The organism is Solirubrobacter pauli (genome assembly GCF_003633755.1).
Lineage (GTDB): Bacteria > Actinomycetota > Thermoleophilia > Solirubrobacterales > Solirubrobacteraceae > Solirubrobacter > Solirubrobacter pauli.
The window spans coordinates 1,796,741-1,817,637 of the sequence record NZ_RBIL01000002.1 but is presented as its reverse complement, the minus strand read 5'-3'; the positions used below and the strand labels follow the sequence as shown (position 1 = coordinate 1,817,637).

The following is a 20,897-nucleotide window of genomic DNA, read 5'->3' as shown; positions in this document are numbered from 1 at the left end:
CGCGCCCGAACGGCGCGATGTTCCTTCCGCGGCCCGGCCGTGCGATCAGTCCTCCCAGACCAGATCGCCGGCGGGCGCGGAGGATCAGGCGTTGCGCTTGCTCTTGCTCTTCGGGCGATGAACCGAAGGGGAGCTGCTCACCGGGCGATGAACCGGCGAGATGCACACCTGTGGCCGGGGCGGCACCATTCCTTGGCGCTTCCGGTGGATACGACGATGATCGAGCGTCCGGCGGTGCGGGTGCACGACGGTGGGGGCGGGCGACGCGGTCGACGTCGCTCGGTGAGCCTCACCCAGCGTGACGAGCTCCAGGGCCGTGTCCATGGCCCCGCGCACCAGCTCGCGAAGCGAGCGCTTGTTCGGGCGTTGTCTGGTCATCGAAGGGAACATGTGTTCGCAAGGCTACGGATCCGCTCGGACGGAAAAAGTCCCAACGTGCGGGCTCGTCATCCCGGAAAGAGCGGATTCGGCGCTCTAGAGCCGAACAGAGGTTCCCCTGCTGCAACGAAACTTGCAGCTGGCGATTTCAGTCGCCGTTCTCGTTCAGCTTGACCTCGAACGGCTTGCCGCCGAGCGCGTCGGCGAGCTCGTCGTCAAGCCGGTCGGCGGCGCCCGCGATCTCGTAGATCGCGTTGACGAGCTCGCCGGTCTGCAGCGATTCGCCGAGGAGGTCGTAGCGCGCGACCAGCACGCCGTCCCGGAACGTGAACTTCACGAAGAAGAAGCTCCGATTGAGGTCGTTGAGCAGGTTCAGCGCCTGCGCCGCGCCCGGGCTGGCGGGATCGATGTCCTGCAGCACGGGGGAGTGGACGATGATGACGACCGAGTCGTCCTGCCACTCGCGGAAGTCGATGAAGACGGCGGCCGAGTCGAACCGCAGCCGGTAGGTGCGCCCGTCGCCGGACACGTGGTAGCGGAGCCCCTCGCTGACGAGGATCCCCGCTACCTGCGCAATGCTTGCCTCGACGTCCACCCGTCCCCAATCATGCCCGATGGGGCGGGTGTCGAGACGTCACCTCGAGCCGAGCGAGGACCAGACCTCCATCTTGGTCTTGATCCGCTCCAGCACGTCGTCGGTGAACTCGGAGGTGGTCGCGTGGCCGCCGAGGTCGATCGTCTTGACGCCGGAGGCGGTGGCCTCGAGCACGGACTCGTAGACGGCGCGCGAGGCGCGGTCGGCGCCCTCGTGGCCCTTCGCGCCCGCGTAGGAGAGCACCGAGCCGCAGGCGAGGAGCATCGCCATCGGGTTCGCGAGGTTCTTGCCGTACAGCGACGGGGCGGTGCCGTGCGGCGCCTCGGCCATCGCCACCTCGACGTTGTAGTCGGCGTCGAACCCGAGCAGCACCGACTCCGCGCCCGCGATCGAGCCGAACATCGGCATCACGAGGTCCGACAGGCAGTCGCCGTCTCGATTCAGTGCGGGGATCACCAGTGGTGAGTCGGCCGCGCCGCTGATCAGGCCCGCGTAGAGCGCATCGATCAGGACCGGCTGGTAGGTGACGTCCGGGTACTTGGCCGCCGCGGCGTCCATCTCTTCCTTGAGCAGCCCGTCGTAGGTCGGGGAGACGGTCCACTTCGGCCCGCCGTAGACCTTCGCGCCGATCCGCTCGGCGAACATGAACGAGTACTCGGCGACCGCGCGGCAGGTCGAGCGCGAGATCCGCATCGTCATGAACGCGGACTCCTCGTCGTCCTCACCCTCGCGCCACTGCTTGGCGCCGTAGGCGTCGTCGACGGCCATGCGGACCACGGAGATCGGGTGGTAGACGCCCGACACGGGGCCGACGACGCCCGGGATCCGCCGCCCGGTGCGCACGATGACCTTGCCGTCGACCTCTTCGCGGAGGATCCGGTTCGGCGAGCCGACGTCGTCGCGGCCTTCCGGCGTGATCGTCGCCGCCTTCAGCCCGAAGCCGGCCTCACGCATCGCGCGCGCCGCCTCGTGGACGATCTCGTTGTTCGTCTCGCGCCGCTTCTCGAGCGACAGGTCGTAGTGGACCAGCTCGAGCTCGAGTCCGAGCAGCGAGGGGTCGAGGACGCGGATGGACTGCTCGAGCAGCTCCTGGCCGGTCTCGTCGCCCTCGAGGACGATGATCTTCAGCATTACCCGGGCAGATTAGCCCGGCCGATCGACTCGGGCTCAGCCCGCGGCAGGGGTGCCGGAGAGCCCGAGCTCCTCGGCGTGCGGCTCCAGCGCCGCGATCACGAACGTCAGGTGCTCGTCGAAGTCGATCCCGAGGTTCTCCGCGCCCTCGCGCATGCCCTCGCGGTCCACGGCCGCCGCGAAGGCGGGCGTCTTCATCTTCTTCTTGACCGACTTGGGCGTCATGCCGGCGATGCCCTGCGGCCGGACGTACGCGCAGGCCATCACGAAGCCCGACAGCTCGTCGACGGCGAACAGCGTCTTCTCCATCGGCGTGTCCCGCGAGACCTCGAGGTAGTCCGCGTGGGACGCGACCGCACGGACCATGTCCTCCGGGAACCCGAGCCGCTCGAGCTCGGCGAGCGCGTAGCGGGGATGGCCGGTGTGGAGGTCCGGATAGCGCTCGTAGTCGAGGTCGTGCAGCATCCCGACCATGCCCCAGCGCTCCTCGTCCTCGCCGAACTTGCGCGCGTACGCGCGCATGCAGGCCTCGACGGCGAGCACGTGACGACGCAGGCTCTCGGACTCCGTCCACTCGCAGAACAGCGTCCAGGCTTCGTCGCGCGTCATGGGCAGGCTCATGAGACTCGGTAGCCTAGCCGCCGCCCCCATGGAGAAGTTCGTCATCGAAGGCGGGGTGCCGCTGTCCGGCACCGTCACCCCCGCAGGCAACAAGAACGCCGCGCTGCCGCTGCTGGCCTGCGCCCTGCTCACGGACGAGGACGTGACGTTGCACAACGTCCCCGCGATCCGCGACACAGAGGCGCTGCTGGAGCTGCTCGCGGACCTCGGCGTGACCGTCGAGCGGATCGACCTCAACACGGTCAAGATGAACGCGGCCGACGTGCGCAAGACGCACGTGGACGCGGCTCTGGCCGAGCGCATCCGCGCCTCGTTCCTGGCCGCGGGCCCGTTGCTCGCGCGCTTCGGGAGCGCGACTATGCCGCCGCCGGGAGGTGACGTGATCGGCCGCCGCCGGCTCGATCCGCACCTCGACGCCTTCCGCGCGCTCGGCGCGACGGTCGAGCACGGCAAGGACATCGTCATCACCGCCCCCGCGGGCGGGCTCACCTCGTGCGACTTCTTCATGGACGAGCCGTCCGTGATGGGTACCGAGAACGCGCTGATGGCCGCCGCGGGCGTCCCCGGCACCACGATCATCCGCAACGCCGCCTGCGAGCCGCACGTCCAGGACGTGGCCCGCATGCTCAACAAGATGGGCGCGGCGATCGAGGGCATCGGCTCCAACGTCATGACCGTGCACGGCGTCGAGAAGCTCCGCGGCTGCGAGCACTCGGTCTCGCCCGACCACATCGAGATCGGCTCGTTCATGGCCCTCGCGGGCGTGACGGGCGGCGAGCTGGACATCAAGGGCTGCGTCGCCGACGACCTGCGGATGGTCCGCCTGGCCTTCCGCCGCCTCGGCCTGGAGTCCGAGATGCGCGAGGACGGCACCTGCCACATCCCGGGCAACCAGAAGCTCGTCGTCCAGCGCGACGCCGGCGACTACCAGTCCAAGATCGAGGACGGCCCCTGGCCCGCGTTCCCGGCCGACCTGACGTCGATCGCGGTCGCGCTCGCCACCCAGGCCGAGGGCAGCGTGCTGATCTTCGAGAAGATGTTCGAGAACCGCCTGTTCTTCGTGGACAAGCTGATCTCGATGGGGGCGGAGATCACGATCTGCGACCCGCACCGGGCGATCGTCATCGGCCCGCGGCAGCTGCGCGGCGCGCGCGTGTCCAGCCCGGACATCCGCGCGGGCATGGCGATGCTGATCGCCGCCGTGTGCGCCCAGGGCACGAGCGAGATCCACAACGTGCGCGACATCGACCGCGGCTACGAGCGCATCGACGAGCGCCTGCGGGCGCTGGGCGCGAACCTCGAGCGCGTGCCGGCGTGATCCACCCGATTCCGAGCGGCACCCGGGACGTGCTCCCGGACGAGCTCCGCGAGCTGCGCGTCATCACCGACGCCATGCGCGGGGTCTTCGACCGCTTCGAGTACGGCGAGGTCGCGACGCCCGCGCTGGAGTACGAGGCCGTGCTCACGCGCGGCGACTCCGCGGCCGCCGACCCCGCGTACCGGCTGTTCGACGAGCACGGCAACGTGCTCGTCCTGCGCTCGGACATGACGATCCCGATCGCGCGCGTCGTGGCCACCCGCTACGGCAGCGCGCCGACGCCGCTGCGGTTCTCGTACATCGCGCACGCCTACCGGGCCGTGCGCCAGCACCGGCTGCAGCCGCGGGAGATCCTGCAGGCGGGCATCGAGCTCGTCGGCGCGCCGGGGCCGTCCGGCACCGCCGAGGCGGTCACGGTCCTGTGCGCGGCGCTCGACGCCGCCGGGCTGAAGTCCTACCGCGTGGGGCTGGGCGACGCGTCGCTGTTCGGTCGCCTGCTCGAGTCCCACGGCGTGCCCGAGGGCGCGCGGCACGCGATCCTGCGCGAGCTCGCCGCGCGCGACATGGTCGGCCTCGAGCGCGAGCTCAGCGGCGTCGGCGCGGCCGATCTGCTGGACGTCGCGCGGGCCCGCGGCGGCGTCGAGATCGTGCCCGAGGGCGAGCCGCTGCGCGAGGTCTTCGCGCTGCTGTCCGAGGACGTCGCCGAGCGCGTGATCTTCGACCTCGGCCTGGTCCGCACGCTCGGCTACTACACCGGCCCGGTGTTCGAGGTCTACGACGCGGCCTTCGGCTCGCCGCTGGGCGGCGGCGGGCGCTACGACGACCTGCTGGGCCGCTTCGGGCGGTCGCTGCCGGCCGCGGGCTGGGCGCTGGACGTCGAGCGCGTGCACGCGGCCGCGCTGGAGGAGGCTCGATGAGGATCGCCGTCCCGCGCGGTGCGCTGATGAAGGACACGCTCGAGCGGCTCGACCTGCTCGGGATCGACACCACCGAGGTGCGCGCGAACGACCGCAAGCTGCTGTTCGAGGACGCCGGCCTGATCACGATGCGGCCGTCCGACGTCCCCACGTACGTGGAGGCGGGCGCGGCGGACATCGGCGTGGTCGGCAAGGACGTGCTCGCCGAGCACCCCGAGCGCAACGTCTACGAGCTGCTCGACCTCGGGTTCGGGCGCTGCCGGATGGTGTTCGCGACCGTCGAGGGCGAGGACCCCGCGGCCGAGGCGCTGCGGCGGCTCGGGATCATGCGGATCGCGACCAAGTACCCGAACATGGCCAGCGCCTACTTCGAGAAGACCGGCCGCCAGGTGGAGATCGTCGAGGTCAAGGGCTCCGTCGAGCTCGCGCCGCTGACCGGGATGGTCCACGGGATCGTCGATCTGACCGCCACGGGCACGACCCTGCGCGAGAACGGGCTCGTGATCCGCGAGGAGATCTCGGTCGCGACGGCGCGGCTGATCGCCAACCCCGTGTCCTACCGGGTCAAGGCGGCGGAGATCGACGCGGTCGTGGAGAAGCTCCGTGCGCGCTGACGAGATCCGCGCGCTGGTGCCCACCGGCGCGTCGATCGCTCAGCCGGTGGCCACGATCATCGAGGCGGTGCGGGCCGGCGGTGACGCCGAGCTGGAGCGCCTCGAGGCGGAGTTCGGCGCGGGGACCAAGGCGCCGTTCACGGCGTCCGGCGGAGCGCTCGCCGACGACGTGCGCGCCGGGCTCGAGGTCGCGATCCACAACGTGCGCGCGGTGGCCGAGGCCGGCGTGGACGAGGATCGCCTCGTCACCTTGCCCCAGGGCCACTCCGTGAAGCTGCGTGACGTGCCCGTGCGCCGCGCGGCGGTCTACGCGCCCGGCGGCCGCAACCCGTACCCGTCGACGGTCGTCATGGGCGTCATGACGGCCCAGGCCGCGGGCGTGGACGAGGTCTACGTCGTCGGCGCGCCGCACCCGGTGATGGTCGCCGCGGCGGAGCTGTGCGGCGCGGACGCGTACTTCGCGGTCACCGGCGCCCAGGCGGTGGCGGCGCTCGCGTACGGGACCGAGTCGATCCCGAAGGTCGACGTGATCGTCGGCCCCGGGTCGTTGTGGGTGCAGGAGGCCAAGCGCCAGGTGTCCGCCGTCGTGGGCATCGACGGGTTCGCCGGGCCTTCCGACCTGACGGTGGTCGCCACCGAGGGCGCCGATCTCGACGCCCTGAAGGCCGACCTCGCCGGGCAGGGCGAGCACGGCGAGGGCTCGCTGACCGTCGCGGTCTCCGACTCGCAGGCGATCCTCGACGCGCTGGACGCGCAGCACGGCGTGCTCGTGGCCGACATGGACGAGGCGCTGGCGTTCGTCGAGGAGCTCGCGCCCGAGCACTTGCAGATCGCGGGGGAGGCGGCCGAGGCCCTGGCGCCGCGCATCCGCTCCGCCGGCTGCCTGTTCGTGGGGTCCTCGTCGGGCACCGCGTTCGGCGACTACGTCGCGGGTTCGAACCACGTCCTGCCGACCGAGGGCGCCGCGCGCTTCGCCTCAGGCCTGAACGTGCGCCACTTCCGGCGCCGGATGGCCGAGGTGCGCGTGGGGTCCGCGGGCGCCGCCCTGGCCGCCGCGGGCGTGCCGATCGCCGAGGCCGAGGCCTTCCCGGCCCACGCCGCGTCGATGCGCTTGCGTCAGAATCCCCGCCCGTGAGCACTCGTACCGCCTCTATCTCCCGCAAGACCGGGGAGACCGACGTCACGCTGTCGCTGGGCCTGGAAGGGCACGGCGAGGGCACGCGGTCGACCGGTGTCGGCTTCTTCGACCACATGCTCGACCTGCTGGCCCGACACGGCCGGCTCGAGCTGGACGTGAAGGTCGTCGGCGACCTGGAGACCGGCTCGCATCACACGGTCGAGGACACCGGGATCGTGTTCGGGCAAGCGCTCGACCAGGCCCTGGGTGACCGGCGCGGGATCTTCCGCTACGGGCACGCGGTCGTGCCGATGGACGAGGCGCGCGCGGAGTGCTCGCTCGACATCTCCGGCCGCCCGTACACGCTCGTGGGCGGGTTCGACCGGCTGCCGAGCGGGACGATCAACGGGTTCGACTACGAAGAGGCCGAGGAGTTCTTCCGCGCCGTGGCCAGCGCCGCGCGGCTGACCCTGCACATCCAGATCGCCGCCGGCACGAACGGCCACCACATGGTCGAGGCGTGCTTCAAGGCGTTCGCGCGGGCGCTGCGGGCCGCCGTGGCCATCGATCCGGACGAGCCCGGCGTCCCGTCCACCAAGGGGACGCTGACCTCGTGATCGCGATCGCCGACTACGGGATGGGTAACCGGCGCAGCGTCGAGAAGGCGCTGGCGCACGTGGGTGCCGAATCCGTGATCACCGCCGACGTGCGGGACGCTTCGGCGATCATCCTGCCCGGCGTGGGCGCCTTCCCGGAGGCGATGCGCAACCTCGAGCGCAGCGGCTTGCGCGAGCAGCTGGTCGAGCGCGCCGCCGCCGGTGTGCCCGTGCTGGGCATCTGCCTCGGCATGCAGCTGCTGTTCGAGTCCTCCTCCGAGCACGAGGGTGCCGAGGGGCTCGGGATCCTGCCGGGCGTCGTCACGAAGCTCGAGTCGCCGCGGCTGCCGCACATCGGCTGGAACCTCGTGTCCTTCTCGCGCGCCTCCGCGCTGACGGAGGGCCTCGGCGAGGCCGCGGCCTTCTACCACGTCCACTCCTTCGCCTGCCGCCCCGCCGACGCGTCCGACGTCGTCGGCACCGGCGAGTACGGCGAGCGGTTCGTGAGCGTCGTCGAGCGCGACAACGTCATGGCCGCCCAGTTCCATCCCGAGAAGTCCTCCACCGACGGTTTGCAGATGCTCAAGAACTTCGCGGCGCTGGCCGCAGCGCTGGTCGCATGATCCTCTACCCGGCGATCGACATCATGGAAGGCCAGGCGGTCCGCCTGGTCGAAGGCAAGTTCGAGGACGCCACGACCTACCACGCGGACCCGCTCGACGCGGCCCGCTCATGGGTCGAGGCGGGCGCTCGCTACCTGCACGTCGTCGACCTCGACGGTGCGCGCTCGGGCTCCCCGAAGTCGCTGGAGCACCTGCGGCGGATCACGAGCGAGACCGGCATCCCGGTCCAGTACGGCGGCGGCCTGCGCACGGTCGACGCGGTCCGCGACGCGCTGCGCGCCGGCGCCGAGCGCGCGGTCATCGGCACCGCCGCGTTCCGCGACATCGACTTCCTGGACGACATCATCACCCAGTTCGGCCCGCGGATCATGATCGCCGTCGACGTCAAGGACGGCATGATCGCCACCGAGGGCTGGACCCAGACGACGTCCCTGCCGGTCGTCGACGCCATCGAGCGCCTGACCGGCCGCGGCGTGCGGTCGTTCATCTACACCGACGTCTCCCGCGACGGCAAGCTGACCGGTCCCGACATCGAGTCCGTCAAGACGGTCGCCGAGGCGGTGCGCGGCCGCTTCATCTACTCGGGCGGCATCGGCACGCTGGACGACCTGCGCGCGCTCGCCGAGCTCCGCCAGGTCAACCTGTCGGGCGTGATCGCGGGCAAGTCGCTCTACGAGAAGAAGTTCACGGTGGCCGAGGGCCAGGCGGCCCTCGACGGCAAGTAGGCGGCTCAGTTGGCATTGAAGGCGAGCGCGGTCGAGCGCTCGTCTTCGAGCCGCACGATGACGAAGACGTTGCCGCGTTCATCGGGCTCGGGGTCGAGGACGATGGCTTCAACCTGCTTGAGATCCTGTCTGGTCATGCCCATATAGACCCCATCGGTCCGCTTCGGTCACGCCATCGTGGAAGGTCTTACGGAGCGGTTAGCTCGTCCTTAGCGGGGGCGTCGCTAGGGTCATACCCCGTGCACTACAAGCGCGTCATCCCCTGCATGGACGTGGACAACGGCCGCGTCGTCAAGGGCACGAAGTTCATCGACATCCGTGACGCCGGGGACCCGGTCGAGCTGGCCGCGTACTACGACGCGCAGGGCGCCGACGAGCTGATCTTCCTGGACATCACGGCGACGAGCGACAAGCGGGCGACCGTGGTGGAGCTGGCGCGGCGGGCCGCGGACGACGTGTTCGTGCCGTTCACGATCGGCGGTGGCGTGCGGCAGGTGCAGGACGCGCACGACGTGCTCGACGCGGGGGCCGACAAGGTGTCGATCAACTCGGCGGCGATCGCGCGGCCGGAGCTGATCGACGAGCTCGCCACGGTGTTCGGCGCGCAGTGCGTCGTGCTCGCGATCGACGCGAAGCAGCGGCCTGACGGGTCCTACGAGGCGTACGTCGCCGGCGGCCGGACGCCGACGGGCCGGGACGCGATCGAATGGGCGCGGGAAGGCGTGGAGCGCGGTGCCGGGGAGATCCTGCTCACCAGCATGGACCGCGACGGCACGAAGGACGGCTACGAGCTCGAGCTCACGCGCCGGATCGCTCAGGCGGTCGACGTGCCGGTGATCGCCTCAGGTGGCGTGGGCAACGCGCAGCACCTGGTCGACGGGCTCGAGGCCGGCGCCGACGCCGTCCTGGCGGCGTCGATCTTCCACTACGGGACGCACTCGATCCCCGAGGTCAAGCAGGCGCTCAGCGAGGCCGGCTTCCCGATGCGGCCTATTGCTTCTCGGGCCTGAGCGCGTAGAGCGTCGAGTAGCCCGTCAGGAAGATCGTCCGGCCGTCGCTGATGACCGGGTTGAAGGCGCCGCGGCCCATCGAGAAGACCTTCTTGCCGGTGCGCACGCCGAGGCCGGTCGTGGTCTTCTTGCCCCAGTTGGAGTAGTAGACGATGTCGCCGACCACGGTCGGCGCGCCGCTGATCTTGCCGCCCTCCTTGTGGCGCCAGAGCTGCTTGCCGTTGCGGGCGTCGACGGCGTAGAAGGAGCCGTCGTAGGAGCCGAAGAAGACGCGCGGCTTCTCGCCGGGCAGCTGGGCGACCGCGGGCGAGGAGTACACGTAGGAGCCGGTGCCCTTCGTCCACGCGAGCTTGCCGTTGGAGGACGAGAACGAGTACATGCGGCCGTCGGTGTTGCCGACGTACACGCGGCCGAAAGCGACGGCGGGCGTCGAGTAGAACTGCCCGGAGCCGAGCCCGAACTTCGCGCCGCGCGTGGTGGAGGCCCAGATCTGCTTGCCGTCGGTCTGCCGGATCGCGTAGACGCGACCCTTGTAGTCGCCGAAGAAGAGCTTGCCGTTGGCGAGTGCGAGGCCGGCCTTCACGGCGCCAGAGGCCTTGAACGTCCAGCGCACGGCGCCGTCGCCGGCGCGCAGGTTGTAGATCGTCCCGTTCTCGGAGCCGAAGTAGATGCGGTCGCCGTCGAAGACCGGGGAGGATTCCGAGCGCGAGGGCAGCAGGCGCTTCCAGAGGATCTTGCCGGTCTTGGCGTCCAGCGCGAAGACCGCGCCCGCCTTGCCCTTCCCGCGCGAGAGCACGGTGGCGAAGATCCGCCCGTTCCCGTAGGCCGGCGTCGACGCGGCCAGCACGCCGATCTTCTTCTTCCAGACGGCCTTGCCCGTGCGCTTGTCGACCGCGTGCAGCGCACCGTTGTTGCGCAGCAGGAACAGCTTGCCCTCGGCCATCGCGGGCGAGAACTCCATCAGGATCGAGCCCGGGTAGGTCCACACGCGCCGGAACGGCGGCCGCAGGAGCTTGGACGCCGGCAGGTAGCGGCGGCGGTCCTTGGAGTAGCCGTAGCCCGCCCACACGAAGTTGCGCAGCGGGTCGACCTTCTTGGACTTCGCGGGAGGCTCGGTCGGGATCGCGGAGGGAACGGGGGTGACCGTCGGCTCCTCCTCGAACGCGACGTCCGCGTTGTTCACGTCCTCGGGAGGCCGGGTGAGCGCGAACACGGCGCCGCCGGCGGCGAGCACGAGCAGCACGAGGGTGGCGGCCCCCAGGATCCACTTCTTCCTGGCCGTCATCGGCGATGCAGGGTAGTCGGGCCACTTAACGGAACATGTGGGGCATGGACGCGTTCGAGGCGCTGAGAGACGAGCCGCACGTCTACCTGGTCGGCGGAGCCGTCCGGGACGAGCTCCTGGGCCGCACGCCGAAGGAGTACGACTTCGTGGTCGAGGGCGACGCGATCGCGGTCGCCCGGCGCGCCGCGGAGCGCCTCGGTGGCGCGCTGACCGTCCACGAGCGCTTCGGCACCGCGACGATCCGCACGGGCTCCGGCAGCTTCGACCTGACGTCCGCGCGCACCGAGACGTACGCGCATCCCGGCGCGCTCCCGACGGTCACGCTCGGCGCGAGCATCGAGCAGGACCTCGCCCGCCGCGACTTCACGATCAACGCCATCGCCCGCGCACTCGACGGGCGCGAGGTCGCGTTCCCGGGCGCCCTCGACGACCTGCGCGGCGGTGTCCTGCGCATCCTGCACGACCGCTCGTTCGTCGACGACCCCACGCGCATGCTGCGCATGGTCCGGTACGCGGCCCGCTTGGGCTTCACGCCGGATCCGCGCACTGCCGCGCGGTTCGACCTCGACCTGCTCAAGACCGTCAGCCAGGATCGCATCAACCGCGAGGTCCGGCTGCTGCTGGCCGAGGCGCCGCACCTCCTGGGGGAGTACGGCGCGCTCTCGGACGCCCCCGACATCACCGCTGCGCTCAAGCTCCATACCCGTACCGACGTGCCGGACGCCGACCTGTGGCGGCTCTTGCGCCGCGAGCGGCCGGAGACCATCGACCTGCTCATCGCGGCCGGCGACGAGGGCGCGCGACGCTATCGGGACGAGCTCAGCCAGAAGCGGCTGGCGATCGGCGGCCGGGACCTGATCGAGCGTGGCCTCACCGGCGCGCAGATCGGTGCGGGGCTGGAGAAGGCGACGGTCGCCATGCTCGAGGGCCGCGCGCCCGACCGTGCGGCCCAGCTCAGCGCCGCGCTGTCGTGAGCGTGCGCCGGCGTCCGAGGGCGATGACCGCCCCGGGCGCCGTCGCCACCGCCACGAGGACCAGCGCCGAGCGCGGTGACTCGTGCGCGAGCTGCCCGGCGGCGGCGGCGCCCGCGGCCATGCCGAGGCTCCCGGCGGTGGTGAGCCACGTGAGCGCCTCGACCGCCCGGTGCGACGGGACCACGACGTCGAGCAGCTCGAACACGCCGACGTTGAACACCCCGTAGCCGACGCCGGCGAGCAGCAGCACCGCCGCGAGCGCGTAGGAGGACGTGACGAACGCGCAGCCCGCGAGCGCGACGGCCATGCCGACCACGCCGGCGACGAAACGCCGGTCCGCGGCGATCGTCGACTGCCCGCCCCACAGCGAGCCGAAGATGCTGCCCACGGCCATCGCCGAGAGCGCGAGCGCGGAGAGCCCGGGCGCGCCGCCCGCCAGCGCCGGAGCCGCGACGTCGATCGCCCCGGCCGACACGCCGAGGGCGAGCTCCGCGACGAGGAGCGTCACCAGGCCGGGGGAGAACGGCGAACCACGCCGGTGGGCGACCGCGGGGGCGGGCGAGGCGGCGGCGGTCGGCGCGCGGCGTGGCGTGCGCTCCCGCGGCGGCAACGCCGGATGCCGGGCGACGAGCAGCGCCCCGGCCAGCGGGCCGCAGGCGAACGCCGCCAGCGCCACCTGCGGGCCGGCGAGCGCGACCAGCCCGCCGGCCAGCGCCGGTCCGAGCACCGTGCCGATGTCGCCCAGCAGCGCGTTCAGGCCGTGGCCGGCGCGGGTGAGCTCTGGGCCGGCCACGCGCGGCCAGACCGTGCGCGCCGTCGCGATCAGCGGCGGCGCGACCGCTCCCGCCAGGCCGGCCACGAGCGGGCTCGCCGTCCACACGACGACGAGCAGCAGCGCGCACTGGGACGCCGCGAAGGCCACCAGCGCGGGCGCGCCGACGCGGTCGACGAGGCGCCCGCGCAGCGGCGCGAACAGCCCAGCGCCCGCCGAGAACAGGCCGACCGCCAGGCCGGCGCGGGCGAACGAGCCCGACTCCGCCTCGACGAGCAGCACGATCGCCAGCCCGGTCGCGGCGAACCCGAGCCAGCCGAGCGTGCACGCCAACGAGAGCACGCGGGCACCGGGACGGCGCAACAGCGCGACGTAGACCTGGCCGCCCCGAAGGGCGGCGGGCGCGGGCTCCGACACGGGCCCAGTGTTGCGAGTCGGAGCTTCGCGCGTGCATAGCGGGCCCGATCGTCGTGGCTGGGGGTCGTCGGCGATTCAGCGCATACTGGTGGTACGTGCGGGATCGTCGGCGGCCGCCAGGCGCGGCGAGACGCCCGGTAGGCGCTCGCGAAGCTCTGAGTCGCGGCACTACGCTGTCAGCTTCCATGCCGCGCCAGTTCACCGGCCTCGACGCCGACCGCATCCGCGCCAACCTCGATCGGATTCGCAACGAGATCGCGGACGCGGGTCGCAACCCCGACGAGGTCGAGATCCTCGCGGCGGTCAAGTACGTGCCGCTGGACGAAGTCGGGACGCTCAGGGACGCCGGGCTCACGCTGCTGGGCGAGAACCGCGCGCAGGAGCTCGAGGACAAGGCGAGCCGGTTCCCGGACTTCCGCTGGCACTTCATCGGCCAGCTGCAGAGCCGCAAGGTCAAGCAGATCCTTCCGTACGCGACGCTGATCCACTCGGTGGCGAGCGAGTCCGCGCTGAGCCAGCTGGCCAAGCACGCGGCGCCGGAGACCGAGATCCTCCTCGAGGTCAACGTGGCCGGCGAGGCCGACAAGGCCGGCATCGCGCCCGAGGAGCTGCCGCGCTACCTGGAGCAGTCGCCGGTGAAGGTCGTCGGCCTGATGACGATGCCGCCGTTCGCGTCCGATCCGGAGGCGAGCCGGCCGCACTTCGCGCGCCTGAGGGCGCTTGCGGACGAGCACGGGCTCGAGCACCTGAGCATGGGCACGAGCCAGGACTTCGCGGTCGCTGCAGCCGAGGGTGCAACGATTGTGCGCATCGGCACGACCCTGTACACCTAGGATGTTTGCAGGGAAACCCGTCCCTGCCGCGAACCGTCAGTCGATCCCGTGAGCAACTCTTTCCGCAAAGTCCTCGTGTACTTCGGCCTCGCCGAGGATCGCGAGTACTACGACGACGACGAACCCGAGTACACGCCCCGTGAGCGGGAGCGTGAGCGCGAGCCCGAACGTGAGATCGCGAGCCGCTACGAGGAACGTCCGAACGTCCGCCGCCTGCAGTCGCGTCGCCGCCGCGACGAGATCGACGACATCTTCGGCGATGACTCGCCGTCCGAGCGACGCACGACCCAGCTGCGTACCGTGGGAGGGACCGCGTCACGGGCCGCCAACGGCCGTGGGGAGGTCCGCGTGCATCTCGTCGTCCCGAAGTCCTTCAACGACGCGCAGGACGTCGCCGACAAGTTCAAGGACTCGATCCCCGTGATCATCAACCTGCAGAGCTCCGAGGCCGACCTCTCGAAGCGCCTGATCGACTTCGCGTCCGGGCTCACGTACGCCCTGGACGGGGGCATGCAGCGCATCGCGGACAAGGTCTTCCTGCTCACGCCGCGCAACGTCGAGGTCTCGGCGGAAGAGCGCGCGGCGCTGATCGAGAAGGGCTTCTTCAACCAGTCGTAGACTGCCCGGCCGATGAGAATCGGCTTTATCGGGGCAGGGAACATGGCGAGCGCCCTGGCACGTGGCTGGGGCAAGCCCGTCTACGCCAGCGACTCCGGCTCCGGCCGCGCCCAGCAGCTCGTCGACGAGCTCGGCGGCGAGGCGCTGACCAACGAGCAGGTCTTCGAGCGCGCCGACGTCGTGATCCTCGCGCACAAGCCGTACCAGCTCGAGGCCGTGGCCGAGGGCATCACGACCGACAAGCTCGTGGTGTCGATCCTCGGCCGCGCGACGGTCGCCGAGATCGAAGCCGTGTACCCGCGCTCGCCGGTGATCCGGGTGGAGCCGAACACGCCGACCGCGGTGCGTCGCGGCGTGAGCGTGCTCGCCGCCTCCGACCGGCCCGAGGCGCAGCTCGTCAAGGATCTGTTCGAGCGTGTCGGCAGCGTCGTCGAGGTGCCCGAGCGGCTGCTCGACGTCGCCGGCGCGGTGACCGGCGTCGGGCCCGCGTACTGGGCGCTGTTCGTCGAGGCCTACACGGACGCGGCGATCCGTCACGGCATCCCGGCGGCCCAAGCCGCCACACTGGTGACCGAGACCATGGCCGGCACCGCCGCACTTCTGACCCAGACCGACACGCTCGCGCTGCGCCGCGGGGTCACCTCACCCGGTGGCTCGACCGCGCGCGGGCTGGCGGCGCTGGAGCGCGGCGGTGTGCGCGCGGCCCTGGCCCAAGCAATGGACGACGTGGTGGGAGGCTGACGTTGCGCGAGGAGATCGCGGACTTCTTGGCGGCATTGATCTTCGTCTACACGCTGATCATCTTCGCCTCGATCATCGTCTCGTGGGTGTTCACGTTCGGCGTGCGCGTGCCGTACTCGCGCCCGCTCAACGCCGTCCTGGACTTCCTGCGCGACGTCACCAACCCGTATCTGCGGATCTTCCGGCGCCTGGGCCTGCAGTTCGGCCCGATCGACTTCAGCCCGATCGTCGCGATCCTCGTGCTGACGATCGGCGGCCGCCTGCTGGTCGCGCTGATCCGCGGATGACCGCCGGCCGCACGGTCGGACGGGCCGCGCTGGTCGCGGCGGGCGTCGTCGCGCTCGACCAGGTGACGAAGGCGATCGTCGTCGCGAACATCGACCGCTTCGAGCAGGTCGACCTCGTCCTGGGCCTCAAGCTCGTCCACACCCGCAACACGGGCGTGGCTTTCAGCATGTTCTCGGGCGGTGGCGCGCTCGTCGTGGTCATCGCCTGCGTCGCGCTCGCGGCGTTGCTCGCGTTCTTCTTCACCCACCTCAAGACGCGGCTGGTGTGGCTGCCGACCGGGATGCTGCTCGGCGGCGCGGTCGGCAACCTGATCGACCGGATCCGGCTCGGGTGGGTCACCGACTTCATCAAGATCCCGCACTGGCCCGCGTTCAACGTCGCGGACATCGCCGTCACGCTCGGCGTGGTCGTGCTGGTCTTCGTACTCGAGAAAGCGTCCAAATGATCGAGGTTCCGGACAGCGCCGCCGGTGAGCGGCTCGACGTCTTCCTGGCGGGCAGCGTCGGCTCGCGCGCCAAGGCGCAGAAGCTGATCGACGCCGGGCTCGTCCGCGTCGACGGCAAGCCCAAGCAGAAGCGCTTCACGCTGCAGGGCGGCGAGACCATCGAGGTCGAGGCCGCGCCCGAAGGCCCGAAGGTCGACGTGCCGCCGGCGCAGTTCGAGATCGCCTACGAGGACGAGCGGCTGATCGTCGTCAACAAGCCGGCCGGCGTCGTCGTCCACCCGGGCGTCGGCAACCGCGAGGGCACGCTCGTGCAGGCGCTCGCGGGCCGCGTGGCGGGCGGGACCGACCCGGATCGCCCGGGTGTCGTCCACCGGCTGGACCGCGACACGTCCGGCCTGCTGGTGCTCGCCCGCGACGAGGAGACGCTGTTCGCGTTGCAGGAGGCCCTCCGCCGCCGCGACGTCACCCGCGAGTACCTCGCGCTCGTCGAAGGGCGCCCGTCGGCCAAGCGCGGCACGATCGACGCGCCGCTGGGCCGCGACCGCCGCGTGCGGACGAAGATGTCCACCGACACGGACGACCCGCACGACGCGATCACCCACTTCGAGACCGAGCAGGCGCTGCCCGACGACACGCTGCTGCGGGTCACGCTCGAGACGGGCCGCACGCACCAGATCCGCGCGCACCTGCTCGCGATCGGGCATCCCGTCGCCGGCGACCCGGAGTACGGCCACGCCGGCCGGCACGGGCTCTCCCGGCAGTTCCTGCACGCGCACCGCCTCGCGTTCAAGCACCCCGAGACGGGGGCGCCCATGGAGTTGCGGGCGCCACTGCCGGAGGACCTGGTCAGGGCCCTCCGGCAGGCGTCAGGAGAACGAGCAGACCATTCGGCGTAGGGGAACCCCGGCCCGCTCGTCTTCAGTCCTAACGCAGGCGTCCGCGAAAACTTTTCTAAACTCTTCGCCACACGTTCCCGACCCCGGGCTGCGCAGCTCCAGATGAGCGCGTATCTCGAGGGCGCGATTCCTGCCCGGCGTACCGATTGCGCCGGGTTCGCGTCTCCTCGTTGCCCGGGAATCTGATCACTCGTAACAAGGAGATACTCCATGGCCGAAGTCGGCCTGAAGGAGCTGCTGGAAGCCGGTGTCCACTTCGGTCACCAGACCCGCCGCTGGAACCCCAAGATGCGCCGCTTCATCCACGGTGAGCGTGGCGGCATCTACCTGATCGACCTGCTGAAGACGCAGGCCCTGCTCGAGCAGGCGCAGCGCTTCGCGACCGAGATCGCCCACCGCGGCGGCACGGTGCTGTTCGTCGGCACCAAGAAGCAGGCGCGCGACGGCATCAAGGAGATCGCCACCGCGTCGAACATGCCGTACGTCAACCACCGTTGGCTCGGCGGCCTGCTCACGAACTACCAGACGATGTCCGCGCGCATCAAGCGCCTGCACGACCTCGAGCGCTACGCCTCCGAGGGCCAGCTGCAGCTGCTGCCGACGCGTGAGCGCCTCGCGGCCGAGGCCGACCTCGAGAAGCTTCAGGCGAACCTGGGCGGCGTCAAGAACATGACGCGCGTCCCCGACGCCATGTTCGTCATCGACCTCAAGACCGAGGCGATCGCCGTGCGCGAGGCCCAGCGCCTGCGCATCCCGATCATCGGCCTGGTCGACACGAACGCCGACCCCGACGGCATCGACTACGTGATCCCGGGCAACGACGACGCGATCCGCGCCTGCAACATCATCACGCAGGCGATCGGCGACGTGGTCCAGCAGGGCCGCGCCCGCTTCCGCTCCGAGGAGGAGGCCGCGCGCGCCGAGGCCGCCGCTCAGCAGCAGCGCGAGGCCGAGGAGCGCGCCCGCCGCGAGGAAGAGGAGAAGGCCGCCGCCGAGGCCGCCAAGCGCGCCGAGGCCGAGGCCGCCCTCACGCAGGCCGCCGGTGAGCCGCGTGACGTCGCCGAGGCGAACGTCGCCGCCGCCGTCAAGGCCGCGCCGAAGGCCGCCGCCGGCACCGCCGACAAGGAGGCTGCCGCCGCCGAGCAGGCCGCCACCGAGCCCGCCGTCGCCGCCGCCGGCACCCCCGGCCCGAGCAGCGCCGAGCAGGTCGAGAACCCCACGGGCGCCGAGACCGAGAAGGGGGCCGCTTCGCCGGCCGCCGAGGCCGCCGAGGCGCCCGCCGCCGAGGCGAAGCAGAAGGCCGCCAAGGCCAAGGCCAAGCCGAAGGCCGCCGCCCCGGAGCCGGGCCCGAGCGCCGTCGCCGAGGAAGCCGCTGCCGCGGCCCCGGCCGACGTCGAGGCCGCCGCTCCCGCCGAGTCCACTGACGAGCCGAAGGAAGAGAAGTGACCGCTCCCACCATTTCCGCCAAGCAGGTCAAGGAGCTCCGCGACCGGACGGGCGCGGGCATGATGGAGTGCAAGAAGGCGCTGACGGAGACCGGGGGCGACCTCGACCAGGCCGTCGAGCTCCTGCGCGTCCGCCTCGGCGACAAGGCCCTCAAGGTCGGCGACCGCGAGGCCACCGAGGGCACCGTCGCCTCCTACATCCACTCGAACGGCAAGGTCGGCGTTCTCGTGGAGATCGACTGCAACACGGACTTCGTCGCCCGCAACGACGACTTCCAGAGCTTCGCGCGTGACGTGGCGCTGCACATCGCCGCCGCCGCGCCGCTCTACGTCTCCGAGGACGAGATCCCCGCCGAGGCCAAGGAAGCCGAGCTGCGCGTGTTCGAGCAGCAGGCCGCCGACAAGCCCGAGCACATCCGCCCGAAGATCGCCGAGGGCAAGCTCAAGGCGTGGATGAACGACAACGTGCTGCTCAACCAGCCGCACGTCAACACGGACAAGTACGACGGCAAGACGATCGAGGAGCTTCGCGCGAACCTCTCCGGCACGGCCGGCGAGAACATCGTGATCAAGCGCTTCGCCCGCTTCGCGGTCGGCGCCTAAGTGGCTGAGCCGGTCTTCAACCGGGTCCTGATCAAGTTGTCGGGCGAGGCCCTCATGGGCCCGCTCGACTACGGGACGGACCCCGGCACCGTCGGACGGATCGCCGACCAGGTCAAAGAGGTCCACGACCGTGGGGTGGAGATCGGCATCGTCCTCGGCGCGGGCAACATCTTCCGCGGCCTCTCGGCCGCGGCCGATGGCATGGACCGCGCCACGGGCGACTACATGGGCATGCTGGCGATCGTGCTCAACGCCCTCACGCTCCAGGACGCCCTGGAGAAGCGCGGCGTGCACACGCGCGTGCAGTCGGCGATCACGATCTCCGAGGTCGCCGAGCCCTACATCCGCCGTCGCGCGATGCGCCATCTCGAGAAGAAGCGCGTCGTGATCTTCGCCGCCGGCACCGGCAACCCGTTCTTCAGCTCGGACACCGCCGCCGCCCTGCGCGCGGTGGAGATGCACGCCGAGATCCTGCTGATGGCCAAGAACGGCGTCGACGGCATCTACACGGCGGACCCCCGCAAGGACCCGGACGCCGAGTTCATCGCGGAGATCACCGCCAAGGAAGCGCTCCAGCGCGACCTGCGGGTGATGGACCAGACGGCGTTCGCCCTCTGCATGGAGAACAAGCTCAACATCCGTGTCTTCGACATGGCCGACGACTCGAACATCAACCGGATAATCTCCGGCGACCGAGTTGGGACGCTGGTGACCACGTGATCGACGAACTACTTGCAGACGCGCGCGAGCACATGGACAAGTCCGTGGATGCGACGCGCCAGAAATTCCAGTCGGTGCGTGCCGGCCGGGCGAACGCCTCGCTGCTGGACCGCATCAACGTGGAGTACTACGGGACGATGACGCCGCTCAAGCAGATGGCGACGGTCAACGCTCCCGAGGCACGGCTCATCACCGTGCAGCCGTACGACAAGAGCTCCTTGAAGGCGATCGAGCGGTCGATCCTGGAGTCGGACCTCGGCCTCACGCCGAACAACGACGGCCAGATCATCCGCCTGCAGCTCCCGGAGCTGACCGAGGAGCGCCGCAAGCAGCTCGTGAAGGTCGTTCGCGGCCTGACCGAGGAAGGCAAGGTCGCGCTGCGCAACATCCGGCGCGACGTCATGCACGACCTCAAGGAGCTCAAGGACGCCGGCGAAGCCGGGGCGGACGACGAGCACCGGGCCGAGGACGCGCTCCAGAAGCTGACCAACGAGAAGGTCGCCGAGCTGGACGCGGCCCTCAAGGCCAAGGAAGCCGAGATCACTGAGGTGTGAGCGCCACCTACGTCGCCATCATCATGGATGGCAACGGGCGGTGGGCTCACCAGCACGGCGTCCCGATCGCTGAAGGCCATAAGGCAGGCGCCGACACGGTGAAGGCGCGCCTGCGCGACGCCGTCGACCTCGGCGTGCGCGAGCTGACCCTGTACTCCTTCTCGACGGAGAACTGGAACCGCCCGCAGGACGAGGTCGACGCGCTGATGGCGCTGTTCAGCGCGCGCATCATCGACGAGACGCCCGAGCTGCACGAGGAGGGCGTGAAGATGCGCTTCGTCGGCCGCCGCGAGGGCGTGCTGCCGGAGCTGCTCGAGCAGATGCAGTGGGCGGAGGAGAAGACCGCGGCCAACACGCGGATCACGCTCTTCGTGGCCTTCAACTACGGCGGGCGCTCGGAGATCCTCGACGCCGCGGCGCAGTACACGGGCGGCGGCGAGGAGGAGTTCCGCAAGCTGCTGTACGCGCCGGAGATGCACGACCCGGACCTGCTGATCCGCACGTCCGGCGAGCAGCGCATCTCCAACTACCTGCTGTGGCAGGCCGCGTACTCGGAGCTGCACTTCACCGACGTGCTGTGGCCGGACTTCTCGCGCGAGGACTTCGAAGAGGCGCTCGCCTCCTACGAGGCGCGCGTGCGCCGCTTCGGGGGGCGCTGAGG

General features: G+C 70.8%; 27 protein-coding genes. 20 read left to right on the top strand and 7 right to left on the bottom strand.

The window, feature by feature from the left end; all coding sequences use genetic code 11:
* Positions 1 to 84: 84 nt before the first annotated feature.
* The 4 genes from C8N24_RS33445 to C8N24_RS28185 all read right to left on the bottom strand — a co-directional run bounded on the left by C8N24_RS33445 (position 85) and on the right by C8N24_RS28185 (position 2,725).
* Complete coding sequence (locus C8N24_RS33445; RefSeq protein ID WP_147448021.1) at positions 85 to 390, bottom strand: hypothetical protein; 306 nt, start codon at positions 388 to 390, stop codon at positions 85 to 87.
* Positions 391 to 526: 136 nt separating this feature from the next.
* Positions 527 to 973, bottom strand: coding sequence for a T3SS (YopN, CesT) and YbjN peptide-binding chaperone 1 (locus tag C8N24_RS28195; RefSeq protein WP_170179482.1), 447 nt, complete (start codon positions 971 to 973; stop codon positions 527 to 529).
* Positions 974 to 1,012: 39 nt separating this feature from the next.
* The gene (locus C8N24_RS28190; protein WP_121256444.1) at positions 1,013 to 2,104 is read right to left on the bottom strand and encodes an isocitrate/isopropylmalate family dehydrogenase; all 1,092 of its coding nucleotides are present in this window, start codon (positions 2,102 to 2,104) and stop codon (positions 1,013 to 1,015) included.
* 36 nt (positions 2,105 to 2,140) lie between these two features.
* Complete coding sequence (locus C8N24_RS28185; RefSeq protein WP_121256442.1) at positions 2,141 to 2,725, bottom strand: HDIG domain-containing metalloprotein; 585 nt, start codon at positions 2,723 to 2,725, stop codon at positions 2,141 to 2,143.
* Between the two features lie 28 nt (positions 2,726 to 2,753).
* On the opposite strand from C8N24_RS28185, the gene murA reads away from it, so the two are divergent.
* From murA to hisA, 7 genes are read left to right on the top strand one after another with little or no spacing between them, the layout of a single operon-like run.
* Positions 2,754 to 4,043: a UDP-N-acetylglucosamine 1-carboxyvinyltransferase gene (gene murA / locus C8N24_RS28180; RefSeq protein WP_121256440.1), complete on the top strand. Its 1,290-nt coding sequence runs from the start codon at positions 2,754 to 2,756 to the stop codon at positions 4,041 to 4,043.
* Positions 4,040 to 4,960, top strand: a complete 921-nt coding sequence (locus C8N24_RS28175; protein WP_121256437.1) for an ATP phosphoribosyltransferase regulatory subunit — start codon at positions 4,040 to 4,042, stop codon at positions 4,958 to 4,960. The genes murA and C8N24_RS28175 overlap by 4 nt, the downstream gene beginning before the upstream one ends.
* Complete coding sequence (gene hisG / locus C8N24_RS28170; protein WP_121256435.1) at positions 4,957 to 5,574, top strand: ATP phosphoribosyltransferase; 618 nt, start codon at positions 4,957 to 4,959, stop codon at positions 5,572 to 5,574. The genes C8N24_RS28175 and hisG overlap by 4 nt, the downstream gene beginning before the upstream one ends.
* Positions 5,564 to 6,709: a histidinol dehydrogenase gene (locus tag C8N24_RS28165; RefSeq protein ID WP_245971995.1), complete on the top strand. Its 1,146-nt coding sequence runs from the start codon at positions 5,564 to 5,566 to the stop codon at positions 6,707 to 6,709. The genes hisG and C8N24_RS28165 overlap by 11 nt, the downstream gene beginning before the upstream one ends.
* Complete coding sequence (hisB, locus tag C8N24_RS28160; protein ID WP_121256433.1) at positions 6,706 to 7,308, top strand: imidazoleglycerol-phosphate dehydratase HisB; 603 nt, start codon at positions 6,706 to 6,708, stop codon at positions 7,306 to 7,308. The genes C8N24_RS28165 and hisB overlap by 4 nt, the downstream gene beginning before the upstream one ends.
* Positions 7,305 to 7,910 (top strand): imidazole glycerol phosphate synthase subunit HisH, encoded by a 606-nt coding sequence (gene hisH / locus C8N24_RS28155; RefSeq protein ID WP_121256431.1) that lies wholly within the window; start codon positions 7,305 to 7,307, stop codon positions 7,908 to 7,910. The genes hisB and hisH overlap by 4 nt, the downstream gene beginning before the upstream one ends.
* Positions 7,907 to 8,635 carry a 1-(5-phosphoribosyl)-5-[(5-phosphoribosylamino)methylideneamino]imidazole-4-carboxamide isomerase gene (gene hisA / locus C8N24_RS28150; RefSeq protein ID WP_121256429.1) on the top strand — a complete coding sequence of 243 codons (729 nt, stop codon included), beginning with the start codon at positions 7,907 to 7,909 and terminating at the stop codon, positions 8,633 to 8,635. The genes hisH and hisA overlap by 4 nt, the downstream gene beginning before the upstream one ends.
* Before the next feature lie 5 nt (positions 8,636 to 8,640).
* Here the strand turns inward: hisA and C8N24_RS34395 are convergent, their stop codons facing one another.
* A complete protein-coding gene (locus C8N24_RS34395) occupies positions 8,641 to 8,778 on the bottom strand; it encodes a hypothetical protein (RefSeq protein WP_170179481.1) in 138 nt (45 codons plus the stop codon).
* A 96-nt stretch (positions 8,779 to 8,874) separates the two neighbouring features.
* Between C8N24_RS34395 and hisF the strand changes: the two genes are divergently transcribed.
* A complete protein-coding gene (gene hisF / locus C8N24_RS28145; RefSeq protein ID WP_121256427.1) occupies positions 8,875 to 9,645 on the top strand; it encodes an imidazole glycerol phosphate synthase subunit HisF in 771 nt (256 codons plus the stop codon).
* Here the strand turns inward: hisF and C8N24_RS28140 are convergent.
* Positions 9,626 to 10,930, bottom strand: coding sequence for an outer membrane protein assembly factor BamB family protein (locus C8N24_RS28140; RefSeq protein ID WP_121256425.1), 1,305 nt, complete (start codon positions 10,928 to 10,930; stop codon positions 9,626 to 9,628). The genes hisF and C8N24_RS28140 overlap by 20 nt on opposite strands.
* 44 nt (positions 10,931 to 10,974) lie before the next feature.
* Here C8N24_RS28140 and C8N24_RS28135 point away from each other — a divergent pair, with 44 nt between their 5' ends.
* Complete coding sequence (locus C8N24_RS28135; protein ID WP_170179480.1) at positions 10,975 to 11,904, top strand: CCA tRNA nucleotidyltransferase; 930 nt, start codon at positions 10,975 to 10,977, stop codon at positions 11,902 to 11,904.
* Here C8N24_RS28135 and C8N24_RS28130 read toward each other — a convergent pair.
* Positions 11,885 to 13,093 carry an MFS transporter gene (locus C8N24_RS28130; protein WP_170179479.1) on the bottom strand — a complete coding sequence of 403 codons (1,209 nt, stop codon included), beginning with the start codon at positions 13,091 to 13,093 and terminating at the stop codon, positions 11,885 to 11,887. The genes C8N24_RS28135 and C8N24_RS28130 overlap by 20 nt on opposite strands.
* Before the next feature lie 185 nt (positions 13,094 to 13,278).
* On the opposite strand from C8N24_RS28130, the gene C8N24_RS28125 reads away from it, so the two are divergent.
* The 11 genes from C8N24_RS28125 to uppS all read left to right on the top strand — a co-directional run bounded on the left by C8N24_RS28125 (position 13,279) and on the right by uppS (position 20,895).
* Positions 13,279 to 13,926 carry a YggS family pyridoxal phosphate-dependent enzyme gene (locus C8N24_RS28125; protein ID WP_121256419.1) on the top strand — a complete coding sequence of 216 codons (648 nt, stop codon included), beginning with the start codon at positions 13,279 to 13,281 and terminating at the stop codon, positions 13,924 to 13,926.
* Positions 13,927 to 13,974: 48 nt separating this feature from the next.
* Positions 13,975 to 14,544, top strand: coding sequence for a cell division protein SepF (locus C8N24_RS28120; RefSeq protein WP_121256417.1), 570 nt, complete (start codon positions 13,975 to 13,977; stop codon positions 14,542 to 14,544).
* 12 nt (positions 14,545 to 14,556) lie between these two features.
* Positions 14,557 to 15,285, top strand: coding sequence for a pyrroline-5-carboxylate reductase (proC, locus tag C8N24_RS28115; RefSeq protein WP_121256415.1), 729 nt, complete (start codon positions 14,557 to 14,559; stop codon positions 15,283 to 15,285).
* Positions 15,286 to 15,287: 2 nt separating this feature from the next.
* On the top strand, positions 15,288 to 15,572 hold the full coding sequence (locus tag C8N24_RS28110) for a YggT family protein (RefSeq protein ID WP_245971994.1): 285 nt from the start codon (positions 15,288 to 15,290) through the stop codon (positions 15,570 to 15,572).
* Positions 15,569 to 16,018, top strand: coding sequence for a signal peptidase II (gene lspA, locus C8N24_RS28105; RefSeq protein WP_121256411.1), 450 nt, complete (start codon positions 15,569 to 15,571; stop codon positions 16,016 to 16,018). The genes C8N24_RS28110 and lspA overlap by 4 nt, the downstream gene beginning before the upstream one ends.
* Entirely contained in the window at positions 16,015 to 16,914 is a 900-nt protein-coding gene (locus tag C8N24_RS28100; protein WP_121256409.1) for an RluA family pseudouridine synthase, read from the top strand. Before lspA ends, C8N24_RS28100 begins: the two co-directional genes overlap by 4 nt.
* A 210-nt stretch (positions 16,915 to 17,124) precedes the next feature.
* Positions 17,125 to 18,360 carry a 30S ribosomal protein S2 gene (rpsB, locus tag C8N24_RS28095; protein WP_121256407.1) on the top strand — a complete coding sequence of 412 codons (1,236 nt, stop codon included), beginning with the start codon at positions 17,125 to 17,127 and terminating at the stop codon, positions 18,358 to 18,360.
* Positions 18,357 to 18,962: a translation elongation factor Ts gene (tsf, locus tag C8N24_RS28090; RefSeq protein WP_245971993.1), complete on the top strand. Its 606-nt coding sequence runs from the start codon at positions 18,357 to 18,359 to the stop codon at positions 18,960 to 18,962. Before rpsB ends, tsf begins: the two co-directional genes overlap by 4 nt.
* On the top strand, positions 18,963 to 19,682 hold the full coding sequence (gene pyrH / locus C8N24_RS28085; RefSeq protein WP_121256405.1) for a UMP kinase: 720 nt from the start codon (positions 18,963 to 18,965) through the stop codon (positions 19,680 to 19,682).
* On the top strand, positions 19,679 to 20,236 hold the full coding sequence (gene frr / locus C8N24_RS28080) for a ribosome recycling factor (RefSeq protein WP_121256403.1): 558 nt from the start codon (positions 19,679 to 19,681) through the stop codon (positions 20,234 to 20,236). Before pyrH ends, frr begins: the two co-directional genes overlap by 4 nt.
* Positions 20,233 to 20,895: a polyprenyl diphosphate synthase gene (gene uppS / locus C8N24_RS28075; RefSeq protein ID WP_245971992.1), complete on the top strand. Its 663-nt coding sequence runs from the start codon at positions 20,233 to 20,235 to the stop codon at positions 20,893 to 20,895. The genes frr and uppS overlap by 4 nt, the downstream gene beginning before the upstream one ends.
* Positions 20,896 to 20,897: the final 2 nt, after the last annotated feature.

Bases quoted from the DNA above. Each gene is read 5' to 3' on its own strand.
- C8N24_RS28185 (WP_121256442.1), bottom strand. From the start codon at position 2,725: ATGAGCCTGCCCATGACGCGCGACGAAGCCTGGACGCTGTTCTGCGAG.
- C8N24_RS34395 (WP_170179481.1), bottom strand. From the start codon at position 8,778: ATGGGCATGACCAGACAGGATCTCAAGCAGGTTGAAGCCATCGTCCTC.
- C8N24_RS28140 (WP_121256425.1), bottom strand. From the start codon at position 10,930: ATGACGGCCAGGAAGAAGTGGATCCTGGGGGCCGCCACCCTCGTGCTG.
- C8N24_RS28190 (WP_121256444.1), bottom strand. From the start codon at position 2,104: ATGCTGAAGATCATCGTCCTCGAGGGCGACGAGACCGGCCAGGAGCTG.
- rpsB (WP_121256407.1), top strand. From the start codon at position 17,125: ATGGCCGAAGTCGGCCTGAAGGAGCTGCTGGAAGCCGGTGTCCACTTC.
- C8N24_RS28135 (WP_170179480.1), top strand. From the start codon at position 10,975: ATGGACGCGTTCGAGGCGCTGAGAGACGAGCCGCACGTCTACCTGGTC.
- C8N24_RS28125 (WP_121256419.1), top strand. From the start codon at position 13,279: ATGCCGCGCCAGTTCACCGGCCTCGACGCCGACCGCATCCGCGCCAAC.
- proC (WP_121256415.1), top strand. From the start codon at position 14,557: ATGAGAATCGGCTTTATCGGGGCAGGGAACATGGCGAGCGCCCTGGCA.
- C8N24_RS33445 (WP_147448021.1), bottom strand. From the start codon at position 390: ATGTTCCCTTCGATGACCAGACAACGCCCGAACAAGCGCTCGCTTCGC.
- hisA (WP_121256429.1), top strand. From the start codon at position 7,907: ATGATCCTCTACCCGGCGATCGACATCATGGAAGGCCAGGCGGTCCGC.
- hisG (WP_121256435.1), top strand. From the start codon at position 4,957: ATGAGGATCGCCGTCCCGCGCGGTGCGCTGATGAAGGACACGCTCGAG.
- murA (WP_121256440.1), top strand. From the start codon at position 2,754: ATGGAGAAGTTCGTCATCGAAGGCGGGGTGCCGCTGTCCGGCACCGTC.
- C8N24_RS28100 (WP_121256409.1), top strand. From the start codon at position 16,015: ATGATCGAGGTTCCGGACAGCGCCGCCGGTGAGCGGCTCGACGTCTTC.
- lspA (WP_121256411.1), top strand. From the start codon at position 15,569: ATGACCGCCGGCCGCACGGTCGGACGGGCCGCGCTGGTCGCGGCGGGC.